Annotated in this window: 14 protein-coding genes and 1 pseudogene; all 15 read right to left on the bottom strand. The window is 39.6% G+C overall.

From position 1 onward, the window contains the following. Positions 1–76: 76 nt before the first annotated feature. The gene (locus tag ACFX4N_RS15295) at positions 77–343 is read right to left on the bottom strand and encodes a YlmC/YmxH family sporulation protein (RefSeq protein WP_013058827.1); all 267 of its coding nucleotides are present in this window, start codon (positions 341–343) and stop codon (positions 77–79) included. 98 nt (positions 344–441) lie between these two features. Further along, positions 442–1,686, bottom strand: coding sequence for a M16 family metallopeptidase (locus tag ACFX4N_RS15300; protein ID WP_013058828.1), 1,245 nt, complete (start codon positions 1,684–1,686; stop codon positions 442–444). A 28-nt stretch (positions 1,687–1,714) separates the two neighbouring features. Beyond that, a complete protein-coding gene (locus ACFX4N_RS15305) occupies positions 1,715–2,695 on the bottom strand; it encodes a polysaccharide deacetylase family protein (RefSeq protein ID WP_013058829.1) in 981 nt (326 codons plus the stop codon). Positions 2,696–2,837: 142 nt separating this feature from the next. Next, entirely contained in the window at positions 2,838–4,964 is a 2,127-nt protein-coding gene (pnp, locus tag ACFX4N_RS15310; RefSeq protein ID WP_013058830.1) for a polyribonucleotide nucleotidyltransferase, read from the bottom strand. Positions 4,965–5,132: 168 nt separating this feature from the next. Further along, positions 5,133–5,402, bottom strand: coding sequence for a 30S ribosomal protein S15 (gene rpsO, locus ACFX4N_RS15315; protein ID WP_013058831.1), 270 nt, complete (start codon positions 5,400–5,402; stop codon positions 5,133–5,135). A gap of 149 nt (positions 5,403–5,551) precedes the next feature. Beyond that, complete coding sequence (gene ribF, locus ACFX4N_RS15320; RefSeq protein ID WP_013058832.1) at positions 5,552–6,508, bottom strand: bifunctional riboflavin kinase/FAD synthetase; 957 nt, start codon at positions 6,506–6,508, stop codon at positions 5,552–5,554. A gap of 28 nt (positions 6,509–6,536) precedes the next feature. After that, positions 6,537–7,454 (bottom strand): tRNA pseudouridine(55) synthase TruB, encoded by a 918-nt coding sequence (gene truB, locus ACFX4N_RS15325; RefSeq protein WP_057273938.1) that lies wholly within the window; start codon positions 7,452–7,454, stop codon positions 6,537–6,539. 92 nt (positions 7,455–7,546) lie between these two features. Further along, positions 7,547–7,912 (bottom strand): 30S ribosome-binding factor RbfA, encoded by a 366-nt coding sequence (rbfA, locus tag ACFX4N_RS15330; protein ID WP_013058834.1) that lies wholly within the window; start codon positions 7,910–7,912, stop codon positions 7,547–7,549. A gap of 14 nt (positions 7,913–7,926) precedes the next feature. After that, positions 7,927–8,205: a DUF503 domain-containing protein gene (locus tag ACFX4N_RS15335; RefSeq protein WP_013058835.1), complete on the bottom strand. Its 279-nt coding sequence runs from the start codon at positions 8,203–8,205 to the stop codon at positions 7,927–7,929. Then, positions 8,202–10,070, bottom strand: a pseudogene (gene infB / locus ACFX4N_RS15340) (translation initiation factor IF-2); the annotation flags it as partial. The pseudogene infB and the gene ACFX4N_RS15335, both read right to left, overlap by 4 nt. Before the next feature lie 22 nt (positions 10,071–10,092). Then, on the bottom strand, positions 10,093–10,392 hold the full coding sequence (locus ACFX4N_RS15345; RefSeq protein ID WP_013058837.1) for a YlxQ family RNA-binding protein: 300 nt from the start codon (positions 10,390–10,392) through the stop codon (positions 10,093–10,095). Beyond that, complete coding sequence (gene rnpM / locus ACFX4N_RS15350; RefSeq protein ID WP_013058838.1) at positions 10,392–10,673, bottom strand: RNase P modulator RnpM; 282 nt, start codon at positions 10,671–10,673, stop codon at positions 10,392–10,394. The genes ACFX4N_RS15345 and rnpM overlap by 1 nt, the downstream gene beginning before the upstream one ends. 13 nt (positions 10,674–10,686) lie before the next feature. Continuing rightward, a complete protein-coding gene (nusA, locus tag ACFX4N_RS15355) occupies positions 10,687–11,799 on the bottom strand; it encodes a transcription termination factor NusA (protein ID WP_013058839.1) in 1,113 nt (370 codons plus the stop codon). 37 nt (positions 11,800–11,836) lie between these two features. Next, positions 11,837–12,307 (bottom strand): ribosome maturation factor RimP, encoded by a 471-nt coding sequence (gene rimP, locus ACFX4N_RS15360; RefSeq protein WP_013058840.1) that lies wholly within the window; start codon positions 12,305–12,307, stop codon positions 11,837–11,839. A 364-nt stretch (positions 12,308–12,671) separates the two neighbouring features. Continuing rightward, the gene (locus ACFX4N_RS15365; RefSeq protein ID WP_013058841.1) at positions 12,672–16,982 is read right to left on the bottom strand and encodes a PolC-type DNA polymerase III; all 4,311 of its coding nucleotides are present in this window, start codon (positions 16,980–16,982) and stop codon (positions 12,672–12,674) included. Positions 16,983–17,085: the final 103 nt, after the last annotated feature.

Here is a 17,085-nt window from a genome sequence, read left to right on the forward strand (position 1 = left end):
TATGTAAACACACAGGAATCGGTGAATCTTTATCCCTGAAAATAAAAGAAACGAGATGCAGTAAGCATCTCGTTTCTTATTTTGTTGACTCATTGTTTATGTCTTCTAGCTGATGGACATTTACAATCACCATATCTGTACCAATTTTCTCGATATTCCCCCACGGCACTCGCACTTCATCTCCTTGCTTTCGAAACCCAAACCACTTCACAGATGGAATAATAAGCGCATTAATTTGTCCCGTATGTTCATTAATTTCAAGATCTGTTTGCCCTAAAATACCCAAACGCTCTGCTCGCTTAACATCTACAATTTCTTTTCCACTCAGTTCGCTTAATCTCATAAAATCCCTCCTTTCATCTAATTTATTGAACAACCATACAAAAAATGACAAAAAAATAAGGCTGGCTCAATTATTTTAGCCAACCTTACTGTTACTGTTTAATTTCCTTTAAAACCTTTAGGTAAATCTCCACTCGGGCTTATTAATGAAAGAGCAAATTCATCTTTGAAAATATCTCGCGCAAGACCATTTACACTATCTTTAGTCACGGCATTAACAAGGTCTAAAATCTCATCTAATGAGCGGTGATAGCCTAGCATTAACTCATTTTTTCCGTTTCTGCTCATACGGCTATTTGTACTTTCAAGACTCAGCATTAAGTTTCCTTTCAGCTGCTCTTTGCTGTTAGAAAGTTCTTTATCCGTAATACCTTTGTCTTTCAGATCATAAAGCGTTTCTTGAACCGTATCATATAATACGTCAAGCTGATGGCTTCCCGTCCCCCCATAAATCGTGACAAGACCGCTGTCTCGATAAGAAGAATGATAAGAGAAAACAGAGTAAGCCAAGCCGCGCTGTTCGCGGACTTCTTGGAACAAACGACTGCTCATACTTCCGCCAAGCACGTTATTTAATACAATTAAGCTATATACATCTTCTCCGCCGATTGGCAAACCTTTAAAGCCAAGGCAAAGATGAGCTTGTTCTGTTTCCTTTTTGCGCGCAATATGATTTGTATGGAACTCTGGCTGAACATATTGATGAGCGGAATGACTTGACGTATATGTACCAAAATAGTTTTCCACCTGTTGAATAAAACTTTCATCAATGTTTCCAGCTACTGAAATAACAATGTTTTCGGGAATATACATTTGCTCCATATACTGACGAAGCGAATCACCGTTAAATGTTTTTAACGTATCTTCCGTTCCTAAAATTGGATAGCCTAATGGATGATTGCCATATACGGCTTTTCCTAATAAATCATGTACAATATCATCAGGTGTATCTTCATACATTTTAATTTCTTCATATACAACATTTTTTTCACGAGCTAATTCCTCTTCATCAAATGAAGAATTAAAGAACATATCCGCCAGCACATCTAGCGCTTGATCTGCGTGTTCGTCTAATACTTTTGCATAGTAGCACGTGTATTCTTTAGAAGTGAATGCATTTACTTGTCCCCCAATGCGGTCGAAGCTTTCTGCAATTTCACGAGCAGATCTTGTTTTTGTTCCTTTAAAAAACATATGTTCAAGAAAATGTGATACACCATTAATTTCAGGGTGTTCACTTCGAGAACCCGTTCCGATCCACACCCCAATGGCCACAGATCGAACAGTTGGGATATTTTCCAATACAATTCTTACACCATTTTTGCACGTATATCGTTTTATCAAGCTAGTGCCTCCCTTTTGCTTATCTCACTTACTTCTTAGTAGAAGAAGGTATTTTCATCATTCGTTCTTCATCTAGCATTGTTGACACATCGCTAACTTTCAGGCCTTTGCGTTCAATATCGGTTAACAATTGGTCAAGTGATTCGGCCGTTGATTCAGTCGGGTGCATCAGTACAATAGCCCCTGGGTGAATCTTTTTCATTACTCGATTAATTAACACTTCTGAACTTGGCTTTTGCCAATCGATTGTATCAACCGTCCACATGATGGTACTCATTTTTAACTGAGAAGCAAGCGTTACTACTTCGGGGCGAAAACTGCCGCTCGGCGGAGCAAACCATTTTACTTTTTGTCCCGTAGTAGATGTAATAATATCATTCGTTTTTTTAAGCTGCTGATTGATTTGACTAGCCGATAAAGTGGCCATATCAGGATGAGAATAAGAGTGGTTTCCTACTTCATGACCTGCGTCTACAATCATTTTTGCCATATCTGGATTATTTTTAACCCATTTTCCTTCTAAAAAGAAAGTTGCTTTAGCATGGTGCTTTTTTAGCACTTCTAACATTTTAGGCAAATACTCGTTCCCCCATGCTACGTTCACTGTAAACGATACCATAGGCTTTTCATCGTGTCCACGGTAGATAGGTTCCTGCGGTAAATCACTCAAGTGAACCTTTGGTCTAACCTGTTTGTACACTAGTTTTTTTTCATCAAATTTACCCGCAGGTTTCATATTTTTATAAGAAGCAGCAAGATCAACTTTTATGCCGTTATAGCCAGGAACCCGTTTCCAAACGGGATCGATTCGTGCATTCGCTGCTGGCTTTTCATAATCTTTTGCTTTTTCTTCAATCTTTTGATATAACGCATCATGCTGAGCTGATACAAGTTGTACATCGGATTTAAGTGCTTCTATATATGCTTCAGCAAAAGGATTATAAATAGATTTATATGTAATTGCCAGTAAAAATAGAAATGCTGTAAATTGCACAATGGTTCTCTTCACTTATCCTTCCCCCTTTACCATTTAAAATATGTATAAAGAGGACAAGGTAGAACAAACATCTACAAACGATAAAATCGCCCTAAACATGGATTTTCTTCATGTATGGACGATTTCACAATATCTATATAGTAGTAAAAGAAGATTATTTTGTTTCTTTTGCTTTTTCTTCTTTTTCTTTTTGTTCTTTTAAAATTGCTTTACGAGATAAGTTAACGCGGCCTTGTTTATCAATTTCCATAACCTTAACTAAAATCTCGTCGCCAATCGATACAACGTCTTCCACTTTTCCAATACGCTCTTCTGCAAGCTCTGAAATGTGAACAAGCCCATCTTTTCCGCTGAAGATTTCTACAAATGCACCGAATTTTTCAATTCGTTTTACTTTTCCTAAGTACATTTGGCCGACTTCAACTTCGCGTACAAGATCTTCAATAATTTTCTTCGCTTTTTCATTCATCGGCTGATCAATAGAAGAAATGAAGATTGTACCATCTTGTTCGATATCAATTTTAACGCCTGTTTCTTCGATGATTTTATTGATTTGCTTGCCGCTTGGTCCAATAACATCACGAATTTTATCAGGGTTAATAGCCATTGTAAGGATCTTAGGCGCATATTGAGAAAGCTCTTGACGAGGCGTAGCAATCGTTGACATCATATGATTTAAGATCTGCATACGGCCTTTTTTTGCTTGTTGAAGGGCTTCATCCAAAATTTCACGAGATAACCCGTCAATTTTAATATCCATTTGAAGCGCAGTTACGCCATTTTCCGTACCTGCTACTTTAAAGTCCATATCTCCTAGGTGATCTTCCATTCCTTGAATGTCCGTTAGAATCGAGTAGTGTTCACCTGATTTGATCAGACCCATGGCAATCCCTGCTACAGGTGCTTTAATTGGAACCCCAGCATCCATCATTGCAAGCGTACTTGCACAAATACTTGCTTGTGAAGTAGAACCGTTTGACTCTAATACTTCAGATACAAGACGAATTGTATAAGGGAAATCTTTTTCATTTGGAATAACCGGCTCAAGTGCACGTTCACCTAGCGCACCATGTCCAATTTCACGACGACCCGGTCCGCGCATCGGTCTAGTTTCACCAACACTAAATGAAGGGAAGTTATAGTGATGCATGAAGCGTTTAGATTCTTCTACACTTAAACCATCTAAAATTTGCACATCGCCAAGTGCACCTAATGTACAGATGCTAAGCGCTTGAGTTTGTCCACGCGTAAATAATCCAGATCCGTGTGTACGAGGAAGCAAGTTTGTTTCAGAAGAAAGTGGACGAATTTCATCAATACTACGGCCATCAGGACGCACTTTTTCTTCTGTGATCAAGCGACGCACTTCACTTTTAACAAGCTTCGATAAAATTTCATTCACTTGATTTAGTACTTCTTCTTCTACATCTTGCTCTTCAAATTTTGCAGCTACTGCGCTTTTCACTTCTTTAATCGCATTTTCGCGCGCGTGCTTTTCTTGAACTTGAACGGCACGGTTCATGTCACCTTCTGCAATTTCACGAACTTGACGCTCAAGGTCAGCATCAACAGTATAAAGCTCAACTTCTACTTTTTCTTTGCCTACTGCTGCTACAATTTCTTCTTGGAACGCAATTAATTTTTTAATTTGCTCATGTCCAAACATAATTGCTTCTAACATTACTTCTTCCGGTACTTCATCAGCGCCTGCTTCAACCATGTTGATCGCGTCTTTTGTACCAGCAACCGTCAGATGAATATCGCTTTTTTCAAGCTCATCTACCGTTGGGTTTACAACAAATTCATTGTCTACACGGCCTACGATTACGCCTGCAATAGGACCTTCAAATGGAATATCAGATACTGATAATGCTAATGAAGAACCGAACATTGCCGCGATTTCTGAAGAACAGTTTTGATCTACGCTCATTACAACGCTGACAACTTGAACTTCATTTCGGAAACCATCTGCGAATAAAGGACGAATCGGACGGTCGATTAAACGGCTAGCCAAGATTGCTTTTTCACTTGGTCTGCCTTCACGCTTAATGAATCCACCTGGGATTTTACCGACTGCATATAAACGCTCTTCATAGTTTACTGTTAACGGGAAGAAATCTACATTTTTAGGCTCTTTTGAAGCCGTTGCTGTACTTAATACAACTGTGTCTCCATAGCGGATTAATGCTGCGCCATTTGCTTGTTTTGCCAACTGGCCAACTTCAACTTCTAGCTTTCGTCCAGCTAGATCTACGGAGAACACTCGTTTTTCTTGTTCCATATCGACGAGTACCCCTCTCTACATATAAAATATGTATGTAATCAAATGTGATAGTTTTATTATAAACGAAATATCCAAAAACAATAGCTTTTTTCACATTATGTAGCATCTTTAATGTTTCTTAAATGTACATACTAAAAAAGCGGGAATGCTCCCGCTTTCTTCTTATTATCGACGTAAACCAAGTTTGTTGATTAACTCACGATAACGAGTAACGTCTTTGTTACGTAGGTAGTTAAGTAAGTTACGACGTCGACCTACCATTTTTAAAAGACCACGACGTGAATGGTGATCCTTTTTATGAGTACGTAAGTGACCGTTTAGATTGTTAATTTGCTCTGTTAGGACAGCGATTTGAACTTCTGGAGAACCAGTGTCGTTCGCATGAGTTTTGTACTCACTAATGATTTCATTTTTACGCTCTTGTGTGATAGCCATCCTATTCACCTCCTTATTATTAAACCCCAGTTACCGAGCAAAACGTTGGTGAATCGTAATGCCAAGCAATGGTTGTTTTACATACAAGTGTTATGTTACTACTTATTAGAACAAAAAGCAAGTCGTAGCAACTATTTATATATATTTTTTTATTTCTTATGCTTTTGAATTCCTTCAAAATAAGCAAGGGCTTCTTCCTTGTCCTTTGAGATCTGACCGACAAGCTCTTCGATGCCGCTAAACTTTTTTTCTGAACGAATCATTCGGTGCCATTTCACCGTTACGTGCTGATCGTAGATTTGCTCGTCAAATGATAATAAGTGGACTTCGATTGTTGGCTTTTCTAAATTATCGTGAAAAGTCGGCTTGTAGCCCACGTTGCATACTCCTGCATACCACTTGCCGTGGAGCTGAAGCTCAACAGCATACACGCCGATGCGCGGAAGTAAATACTCATCGTCTAAAGCGATGTTAGCAGTCGGAAAACCTATTTGCCTGCCTCGCTTTTCTCCATGAGTTACTGTACCTGACACTTCATAATAGCGCCCAAGCAGCTCTTTTACTCGATGCATGTCTCCATTTGCTAAATTTTCGCGAATAAGCGTTGAACTAATTTTTTCTTCGCCATTTGTTAACTTATCAATTGTTGTTTGAGTGAATTTTGATCGAGAATGAAATGGTAGTATTTCCATTGTTCCTTTACCTAACTTTCCATACGTATAGTCAAATCCAGCTACCACATGCTGCACATTCAGGCCAATAATATACTGATCAACAAACTCTTGAGGCAATAGTGCTGCAAACTGTTTATCAAAATGAACGATATATAAAAAGTCAATTCCCATTTCCTCAATGAGTTTCTTTTTTTCTTGAAGTGGTGTGATCATATCAATGTGCTGCACATTGCGCCCAAGCACCACAGAAGGGTGAGGAGTAAACGTCATAACAGCACTAGCTATGCCTTTTTCATCCGCTAACTGTTTTGCTGAATTTATCACTTGCTGATGCCCTAAATGCACACCATCAAAATAACCAAGCGCTAACACTGATTGTTGAACAGCTTCTCGTTGAAAGTGGTGTGGATGTCGAATTTCAATCGTTTCCAAAACACAGTTCACCTTTTCTCTAACCGGTCTAGTCGATTGCCAACACTTTAACCGGCTTCATTAAATGTTTTTTTGTTGGGTGCTGAGCATAAATTGCTAAGCACTTGCCTGCAGAATTTATCATTAAAAAGAATGGTTCTTTTTTTAACTCTTCATCTTCCGTACACGGCAATACCGCGCCATTTTTCACTTTCTCTGCTAATGTATCACTAATTTGAAGTTTCGGCAAATGATTAAGAGCTTCTTCGATCGAATGCAGTTTCTCATTGATCGTTTCTTCTTCTACCGCCCGTTCAATATCTTCGAATGTCACACAATCTTCCAGTGAAAACTGCCCGGAACCCGTTCGCTGCAAATAAGACATATGAGATGGATAGCCAAGAGCTTCTCCAATCATCACAGCAACCGTTCGCACATATGTACCTTTGCTGCACGTTACGCGGAATTTGAAGGAAATCTGTTCTCCCTCAAATGTAGAGCGATCATCCAGCAGTTCAAAGCTATAGATATGAATAGTTCTAACAGGGCGCTCTACCTCGATTCCTTGCCTTGCATATTCATATAGTTTTTTACCTTTGACCTTTACCGCTGAATACATTGGAGGGACTTGCTGAAGTTCTCCTGTCATCGAAGACAGCACTTCTTCGATTTGAGCACGTGAAAAAGAATCCTCTACTTTCTTTTCTTCTACAACCTCTCCGGAAGAATCTTCTGTTGTTGTAGAAAATCCGAGTGTAACTTCTCCTTCATAGGTTTTAGTAGCTCCTGTTAGATATTCTACAATCTTGGTAGCTCTACCGATACAAATAGGCAATACCCCTGTAACGTCTGGGTCTAATGTGCCTGTATGCCCTACTTTTTTAGTGCGAAGCAGCTTTCGGACTTTAAACACACAGTCGTGCGAAGTCAGGCCAGCTGGTTTATGTAAAACTAAAACACCGTCCACTCATTCTTCATCTCCTTTTCATTTAAAAAAGGGTGTCTCAGAAGCAAAAACCACTTTTGAGACACCCTTTTTTGTTTCTACATTCACTGATCTTATTCGTTCTCTTGATGGTCATCGCTTTCTTTTTTAATTTCATGAAGCAATGATTCAATTCGATTACCATAATCAATTGATTCATCAAACTCAAACGTAATTTCAGGTGTTTTACGTAAGCGAATGCGCTGACCGATTTCTGAGCGGATAAATCCTTTTGCTTTCGCAAGGCCTTTTAACGTATTCTCACGCTGTTCAGCATCTCCTAAAACAGAGATATACACTTTCGCTTGCTGTAAATCGCCTGATACTTGAACATCTGTTACAGTCACAAAACCGATGCGCGGATCCTTGATTTTACGATTTAAAATCTCGCCCATCTCTTTTTTCATTTGTTCTCCGACTCTAGTTGCTCTTATGTTCATCTGTGTCACCCCTTTTATAACCAATCAAAAGTTGTAATGGTACGTTCAATCTCTGGAAAAGAATCAATCAAGCTTAGCGCTTTTTGCAGTTCTTGTTCCGTTGTGACACGGCTAGATGAGACTGCGACAATGCTAATTTTTGTTCGTTGCCACACATCTTGAAAATCAGTTTCTGAAACTGATACGTTAAACCGCTGCTTCAAGCGCATCAAGATGCGCTGAAGCACGGCACGTTTTTCTTTAAGAGAAGCAGCATCGTAAATTAAGCATTCACACTCCACTAGTCCAATCATTTAGGATCAATTTGCTCCATTACATATGCTTCAATAATATCTCCTTCTTTAATATCATTGAAGTTTTTAATTGTAATACCACACTCATATCCTTGAGCGACTTCTTTTGCATCGTCTTTAAAGCGTTTTAGCACATCTACTTCACCTTCAAAGATAACAATTCCGTCACGGATTAAACGAATTCCACTGTTACGTGTAATTTTACCGTCTGTTACGTAACTTCCTGCGATTGTACCAACTTTTGATACTTTGAATGTTTGACGTACTTCCACTTGACCGATGATTTTTTCAGCAAACTCAGGATCAAGCATTCCTTTCATCGCAGATTCAATTTCTTCAATTACTTTATAAATAATGCGGTGAAGACGAATATCTACGTTTTCTACGTCAGCTGTACGTTTTGCTCCAGCATCCGGACGCACGTTAAAGCCGATAACGATTGCGTTAGAAGCAGTTGCAAGAATGATATCAGATTCTGTAATCGCACCTACACCCGTATGGATAATACGAACATTTACACCCTCTACATCAATCTTTTGAAGAGCAGCAGCCAATGCTTCTACAGAACCTTGTACGTCTGCTTTTACGATAAGATTTAAGTCTTTCATTTCACCTTGTTTAATTTTTTCAAATAAATCATCTAAGCTTACGCGAGATTTTTCACCACGCTGTTGTTCAAGCTGCTTTTGAGCACGAGCTTCTCCGATTTGACGAGCTGTTTTCTCATCTTCAAACACTAAGAAACGATCTCCAGCTAACGGAACTTCGTTTAAGCCAGTAATCTCAACCGGAGTAGATGGTCCTACTTCCTTCACTCGGCGGCCGATATCATTTACCATTGCGCGAACGCGGCCAAACGTATTTCCGACTACGATTGGATCACCTACGCGTAGTGTACCAGTTTGAACAAGAAGCGTTGCTACAGACCCACGGCCTTTATCTAGCTGTGCTTCTACAACTGTACCTGCTGCACGACGGTTAGGATTTGCTTTTAACTCTTCTACTTCACTTACAAGTAAAATCATTTCAAGCAATTGATCGATCCCTTCACCTGAAATGGCTGAAAGCTTACAGAAGATTGTTTCTCCGCCCCACTCTTCAGCTACAAGGCCGTGCTCCATTAGTTCTTGCATAACGCGATCTGGATTTGCTGCTTCTTTATCCATTTTGTTAACCGCAACAATAATTGGCACTTCTGCCGCTTTTGCATGGTTAATCGCTTCAATTGTTTGAGGCATTACACCATCGTCTGCTGCAACAACAAGGATTGTAATATCCGTTACTTGCGCACCGCGAGCACGCATCGTTGTAAATGCAGCATGTCCTGGTGTATCAAGGAATGTAATTTTCTTTTCGTCAACCACAACTTGATAAGCACCGATATGCTGCGTGATACCGCCTGCTTCTGCAGCCGTTACTTTTGTGTTACGGATAGAGTCAAGAAGCGTCGTTTTACCGTGGTCAACGTGACCCATGATTGTAACAACTGGAGGACGCACTTGAAGGTCTTTTTCGTCATCAATGATTTCTAATGATTCAAAAGCAGTGTCATCTACTACTACTTCTTCTTCAACTTCTACACCGTATTCTCCGGCAATTAGTTCGATAGAATCTTTATCTAACTCTTGGTTAATTGTTGCCATTACACCAAGCATAAATAGTTTTTTAATAATTTCAGAAGGCTCTTTGCCTAATTCTTTTGCTAACTCAGAAACCGTTAAGCTTCCGACAAACGTTACTTTTTCCGGTAACTCTTTTGCAGCTGCTGGAGCTGGTCTACCTTTTGGTGCCTGTGACTTTTGTGCCTGTGGCTTTTTGTTACCTTTATTGTTTCCTTTGTTAGCTGTTGATTTTGTATTTTTATTCAATACTTTCACCCCCATAAAATTAACCGAGCATCGTTGCTAGCTTTTTAGCAAATCCCTCGTCCATCACGGCTACTACAACTCGAGCATCTTTACCAATCGCTTGACCTAGCGTATAGCGATCGGGAACGATTTTAACCGAAACGTTGTAGTAAGAACATTTATCCGTTACTTTTTTCTTTGTGTTTTCAGACGCATCGCTTGCTAAAAGTACTAACTTTGCTTTTTGTTTCCGAACTTCTCTAACCACAAGTTCTTCTCCAGAAATCAATTTGCGTGCACGGTTTGCAAGCCCTAAAAAGGAGATCCATTGTTCATTCATTAGCGTGACTGTTTCTCCTTTTCTACAAGCGCTAGCAACTCTTCATAAACCGCTTCATCTATTGACGCGCCTAAATGTGTCGAAAGCACATTTTTCTTTTTTGCCAATAAAATTGCTTCTTTATCCTTGCTTACATAAGCTCCGCGCCCGGACTTTTTACCCGTTACATCAACTGAAACGTCGCCTTCTTTTGAGCGTACAACGCGTACTAGCTCTTTTTTAGGCTTCATTTCTCCAGTGGCCACACATTTTCGCATCGGGACTTTTTTACGATTGTTCACCTTGGCTCACCTCTTATTCCATATCTTCATCTGAATCAAATGCATGTTGACTTACTAGCATATCATCGCTGTTTTTTACAACCATACCTTCTTGTTCAGCTTCTGATTGACTTTTAATATCAATTTTCCAGCCTGTCAGCTTAGCAGCTAGACGTGCATTTTGTCCACGTTTACCAATTGCAAGTGACAGCTGATAGTCAGGAACGATAACAGTTGTTGCTTTTTCATTTTCATCTACAATCACATCTACTACCTTAGATGGACTTAAAGCATTGGCAACAAATTCAACTGGGTCATTTGACCAGCGAACGATGTCAATTTTTTCACCTTTTAGTTCATTTACAACAGCCTGTACGCGCTGACCTTTTGGCCCAACACAAGAACCGACCGGATCTACTTCAGCATACTCAGAATGAACAGAGATTTTTGAACGGTCTCCAGCTTCGCGAGCTACTGATTTTAATTCAACTGTACCGTCATAGATTTCCGGTACTTCTTTTTCGAAAAGACGTTTTAAAAGACCTGGGTGCGTACGTGAAACATAGATTTGTGGGCCTTTTGTTGTTTTTTCTACTTTCGTAATATACACTTTAATACGATCATGAGGTTTATACTGTTCATTTGGCATTTGCTCGCTTTGAGGAAGCAATGCTTCAATTTTGCCAAGGCTCACATAAATGAAGCGAGAATCTTGACGCTGAACAATACCTGTCATAATATCTTCTTCGCGATCGCTGAACTCTGAATAGATAACGCCTCGTTCCGCCTCACGAACACGCTGTGTAACAACTTGTTTTGCTGTTTGAGCCGCGATGCGTCCAAAGTCTTTTGGCGTTACTTCGATTTCAACCACATCGTCTAGCTGGAAGTTAGGGTTGATTGTTTGTGCTTCTTCAACCGAAATTTCCAGGCGTGGATCATATACTTCATCAACCACATCTTTGCGAGCAAACACGCGCATTGAACCTCTTTCTAAATTTAAATCAACGCGTACGTTTTGCGCTTGGTTAAAGTTGCGTTTGTAAGCAGAAATTAGCGCTGCTTCAATTGCTTCAATAATTACATCTTTGCTAATGCCTTTCTCTTTTTCAAGAATGACTAAGGCATCAAATAACTCACTGCTCATCGTTGGATAATCCCCCTTTAATATTGGCCCCTACACATTAAAATACAATCGCTAATCGAGCAAAAGCGACTTTGTCATATGGTAAAACCACTGTTTTTGTGCGTGTTTTGATACGAATAGATAATGTGACAGTTTCTCCGTCAAATGATTGTAATTCGCCTTCAAATTCTTTTGCACCTTCAATTGGTTCATATGTTTTTATGTATACATGCTTACCAATTGCACGTTCAAAATCTTTATCTTTTTTTAATGGGCGTTCCGCACCAGGCGATGATACTTCTAAAAAATAGTTATGAGGGATTGGATCTACTGCATCCATTTTCTCACTCAATTTTTCACTTACTGCTCCGCAGTCTTCGATATCCACGCCGTTATCAGAGTCGATAAACACACGTAAAAACCAATCTTTTCCTTCTTTTACGTATTCAATTTCAACAAGCTCTAAATTCATTTCCTCTAAGATAGGGGAAACCATTTCTTCCACTGTTTGTTTTACATTTTTACTCATTCTAATCCTCCCTTCGAGACATTGCATGGTATGTTTAGGTTACGCGTTTTTTATGTCTCTTATATCAAAAAAGAGTGGTTTATTTGCTATTTTTATTTTGCACTCTATAAGAGGTCTAACCTACTAGAGTGGAAATGTTGTCATTTGTGTTGCAGGATTTTAAACGTCACATAATAAATCAATCATGGTGATTGAAAATCTACAGAAAAAACGAATCATGCTAGAAGCCGATTCGTTCTCCATACTACTTACTATGTCAGTAAGTTCATATCAATAAGAAAGAGCGGGTTTCCCCACTCTTTCTCGTCCGTATCCTTAGCATTTCCACAATTACTATATCATAACCGCTTATTTTATGCAAATGTTAGAAAAGAGAAAGCTGGTTCTGATCAGGTAATGATTCAAGGCATCCATGGTTGTCTAGATACTCTAAAATCGTCTTCGATACTTTGCCTCGCTGCTGCAAGTCTTCTTTCGATAAAAACTCTCCTGTTTCACGAGCTTTTACAATATTCAGCGCTGCATTTGTACCCAGACCGGGAATGGCATTAAACGGTGGCACTAAAGACGTGCCGTCAATTAAAAATTCATCTGCGCTTGATTTATATAAATCTACTTTTTTAAACGAATAGCCTCGTTCGCACATTTCTAAAGAAAGCTCAAGCACTGTTAATAAGTTTTTCTCTTTAGGAGATGCATCTAAACCTTTAGCGTTGATTTCTTCCATCTTCGCTCGAATGGCAGTTGAGCCTTTAATCATCGTATCAATATCAAAGTCATCTGCACGAACCGTAAAGTACGCTGCGTAATAAAGAAGCGCGTGATGCACTTTAAAGTAAGCAATACGCACGGCCATCAATACATAAGCAGCGGCATGGGCTTTAGGGAACATGTACTTGATCTTTTTACAGGAATCAATATACCAGTCCGGTACACCATTTTTGATCATTTCTTCTTCAAATTCAGGTGTTAGCCCTTTCCCTTTACGCACAGACTCCATAATTTTAAAGGCAAGTGACGGTTCAAGACCTTGATAAATTAAATAAACCATAATATCATCACGACAGCCAATTACTTCGCTTAAGTTACAAATGTCATTGCGAATTAACTCCTGCGCGTTACCAAGCCATACGTCCGTCCCGTGCGACAGTCCCGAAATTTGAACAAGCTCTGAAAACGTCGTTGGCTTCGTATCTTCTAACATTTGACGCACAAAGCGCGTTCCAAATTCAGGTATACCAAGCGTTCCTGTTTTACACATAATTTGCTCTTCTGTTACGCCAAGTGATTCCGTTCCGCTAAAAATTTTCATCACTTCAGGATCATCCGTCGGAATCGTTTTTGGATCAATTCCACTTAAATCTTGAAGCATGCGAATCACGGTCGGATCATCGTGTCCGAGTATATCAAGTTTTAATAAATTATCATGAATCGAATGGAAGTCAAAATGAGTTGTTCTCCATTCGGAATTGCGGTCGTCAGCTGGAAACTGGATCGGTGAAAAATCGAAAATATCCATATAGTCCGGTACAACGATAATCCCCCCTGGATGCTGACCCGTTGTACGTTTTACGCCCGTACATCCTGCTACTAAACGATCCACTTCTGCGTTTCGTAAATGTAAATCACGGTCACCGGCATAGCCTTTGACATAGCCATAAGCTGTTTTTTCGGCTACTGTACCGATTGTTCCCGCGCGGTATACATTATCTTGTCCAAACAGTACTTTTGTATAGTTATGAGCTCGCGGCTGATACTCTCCGGAGAAGTTCAAATCGATATCAGGAACTTTATCTCCTTTGAATCCTAAGAACGTTTCAAACGGAATATCGTGTCCGTCTTTAATAAATGGTACGCCACAATCTTCACAGCTTTTATCCGGCAAGTCGAATCCAGAACCAACGGAACCGTCATTAAAAAACTCGGATTTCTTACATTTTGGACAAACATAATGCGGCGGCAGTGGGTTTACTTCTGTAATTTCCGTCATCGTCGCAACGAATGAAGACCCTACGGAACCACGTGAACCAACTAAGTAACCATCATTCAAGGATTTTTTAACGAGTTTATGCGAGATCAAGTAAATAACGGCAAACCCGTGGCCGATAATACTTTTCAACTCTTTCTCTAGGCGAGCTTCTACTACTTCAGGCAGCTCTTCACCGTAGATGCTGCGTGCCATCGCATAGCTCATTTCACGCATTTCTTCGTCTGCACCTTCAATTTTTGGTGTATATAAATCATCTTTAATTGGTTTAATATCGTCAATCATATCCGCTATTTTTTGCGTATTATGAACAACAATTTCTTTCGCTTTGTCCCCGTCTAAAAATGAAAAACAATTCAGCATCTCATCCGTTGATCTAAAATGAACATCCGGCAGCTGGTGACGGTTTAACGGGTTAGCCCCGCCTTGTGAACCAATTAAAATTTTTCGGTAAATTTTGTCTTCCGGATTGAGATAGTGAACATTTCCTGTTGCTACAACCGGCTTTCCAATCTTTTCACCGAGCTTCACAATATTGCTGATAATATCTTTTAAGGCTTTCTCATCTCGCACTAAATCCAGTTCAATTAAGTGCTTGTAGTTGTCAGGAGGCTGCACTTCGATGTAATCATAAAATTCAGCTGCTCCTTCTACTTCATCAATTCCTTTTTGCATCATGCCTTCGAATACTTCGCCTCGGTCACATGCGGTTCCAATCAAGATGCCTTCTCGATATTTGTCGAGCTGAGATCTTGGAATTCGCGGAACTCGATAAAAGTAATTTAAATGAGAAATCGAAACGAGTTTAAATAGATTTTTTAAACCTACGTCGTTTTGTGCTAAAAGCGTCGCATGATAAGGACGGGCCCGCTGATATGCATTCCCTTCTCCCATATAATCATTTAAGCGATCGTGCATCGTAATTTCGCGTTCAAATGCATCTTTCAGCATTTTATTTAACAAATAGCCGGTTGTTTCCGCATCATAAATCGCGCGGTGATGCTGCACAAGTTCAATATCAAACTTTTTCGCAAGAGTATTTAAACGATGGTTTTTCATATGCGGATACAAAAATCTTCCGAGTTCAAGCGTATCAATAACGCCGTTAGCTGCTTTTTCTAATCCGATTTTTTGCAGTCCCATATTTAAAAATCCCATATCAAAGCTTGCATTATGAGCGACTAAAATACTGTCGCCCATCCACTCGTGAAAATCCCGAAGTACTTCTGAGATTTCAGGCGCATTTTGGACCATATCATCTGTAATACCCGTCAGCTCAATTGTTGTTGCAGACAGAGGATGATGAGGATTTGCAAACCGTTCAAATCGATCGATGATTTCGCCTTCTTTCATCTTCACGGCAGCAAGTTCAATAATGGTATCGTACACGGCTGACAAACCGGTTGTTTCGACGTCAAATACGACGTAAGTTGCTTCTGTCAAATCCACATGCTGCGGATTATAGGCAATCGGCACGCCGTCGTCTACTAAATTGACTTCCACTCCGTACAGTATTTTAATGCCGTTCTTTTTCCCGGCTCCATACGCCTCAGGAAACGACTGTGCAACCGCGTGATCAGTTATCGCTACAGCCGGATGTCCCCATTTTTTGGCTTGTCCGACTAAAGCTCCAACAGATGAAACGGCATCCATTTGACTCATTGGCGTATGCAAGTGAAGTTCCACACGCTTTTCATCTTCAGGCGCTGTATCCTGTCTAGCGGGACCGGTAATCTCGTTAACATCATTTCCAATCATAACTAGATCACGGACAAATGTATCATTTTGTACACTTCCGCGAACCTTTACCCACATTCCTTTTTTAATAGCTTGAAGTAAAGGAATATCTTCTTTGTCACGCGAAAACATTTTAACCATAATAGAGTTTGTATAATCTGTCACTTTAAAAATAAGAAGCGTACGTCCGCTTCGTAATTCTCTAGTTTCTGCATCAAATACGTATCCTTCAACGGCAATTCGCTTTTCTTCATCCACAATGGAATCCAGGCGAACCGTCTCGTCTTTAATCGTATATCCAATTGTAAGCGGACCTTTTGGTAGGTCTGGTCCATCACTTTTTTCATTTTCTTTATTTTGCATTTCTGTGATGGCTTGTAATACTTTTTCTGTATCTTCTTGTTTTCGTTGCTCTACAAACTGCTGAAATGCTTCTTCTGAATGTACAACTTCCGTCATTAGCTGAAGGTTCGGAAACCCATAGGACGCATACTGATCAGCAATTAACTGACTATACTTTTTACGTAAAGCCGTTCCTTCTGCATCATGGCGTGCGTTCACAATCAATTTGGCACCGTTCAATCTCGGCATTTGATCTTGTAAAAGCGACTGTAAAAGGGGAGATATGCCCTGCATTTCTCCAATACAATGCTTCCAATATGACTGTACATGCTCTTCCGTACATTCTTTATTAACGGTTTGAATAGAAAAAGAAACACTCGCAATATGAGAAAAAGCTGAAGACATGCGAGCATGGAATAACTCATAAATCTCAAAAGGTAATAACCCTTCTAAAGAAAAATGGAAATGCCATCTTTTTTGTTCTTTCTGAATGACGAGCTTTTCAATCGCTGCGTTTTCAAAGTAAGGAACAATTTGATCACTCGTCAGCTCTAACTGCTGCAGCAGCAACTTAAAACGCTCTTTTTTTCCTAGCGTTTGTGCTTCCAAGTTTTCTGCCTCCTTTTATAAATGAGTGCAATCTATTTTAACATAAATGACTTCTATTCTGTCATATGTTCTGTTTATAAACATAAAAACAGCAGGGATACAA

Source organism: Priestia sp. YIM B13551 (assembly GCF_042787905.1).
GTDB lineage: Bacteria > Bacillota > Bacilli > Bacillales > Bacillaceae_H > Priestia.

Coding starts and splice junctions, on each gene's coding strand:
- ACFX4N_RS15295 (WP_013058827.1), bottom strand. CDS start 343: ATGAGATTAAGCGAACTGAGTGGAAAAGAAATTGTAGATGTTAAGCGA.
- pnp (WP_013058830.1), bottom strand. CDS start 4,964: ATGGAACAAGAAAAACGAGTGTTCTCCGTAGATCTAGCTGGACGAAAG.
- rpsO (WP_013058831.1), bottom strand. CDS start 5,402: ATGGCTATCACACAAGAGCGTAAAAATGAAATCATTAGTGAGTACAAA.
- rbfA (WP_013058834.1), bottom strand. CDS start 7,912: ATGAACATAAGAGCAACTAGAGTCGGAGAACAAATGAAAAAAGAGATG.
- ACFX4N_RS15335 (WP_013058835.1), bottom strand. CDS start 8,205: ATGATTGGACTAGTGGAGTGTGAATGCTTAATTTACGATGCTGCTTCT.
- ACFX4N_RS15345 (WP_013058837.1), bottom strand. CDS start 10,392: ATGAATGAACAATGGATCTCCTTTTTAGGGCTTGCAAACCGTGCACGC.
- nusA (WP_013058839.1), bottom strand. CDS start 11,799: ATGAGCAGTGAGTTATTTGATGCCTTAGTCATTCTTGAAAAAGAGAAA.
- rimP (WP_013058840.1), bottom strand. CDS start 12,307: ATGAGTAAAAATGTAAAACAAACAGTGGAAGAAATGGTTTCCCCTATC.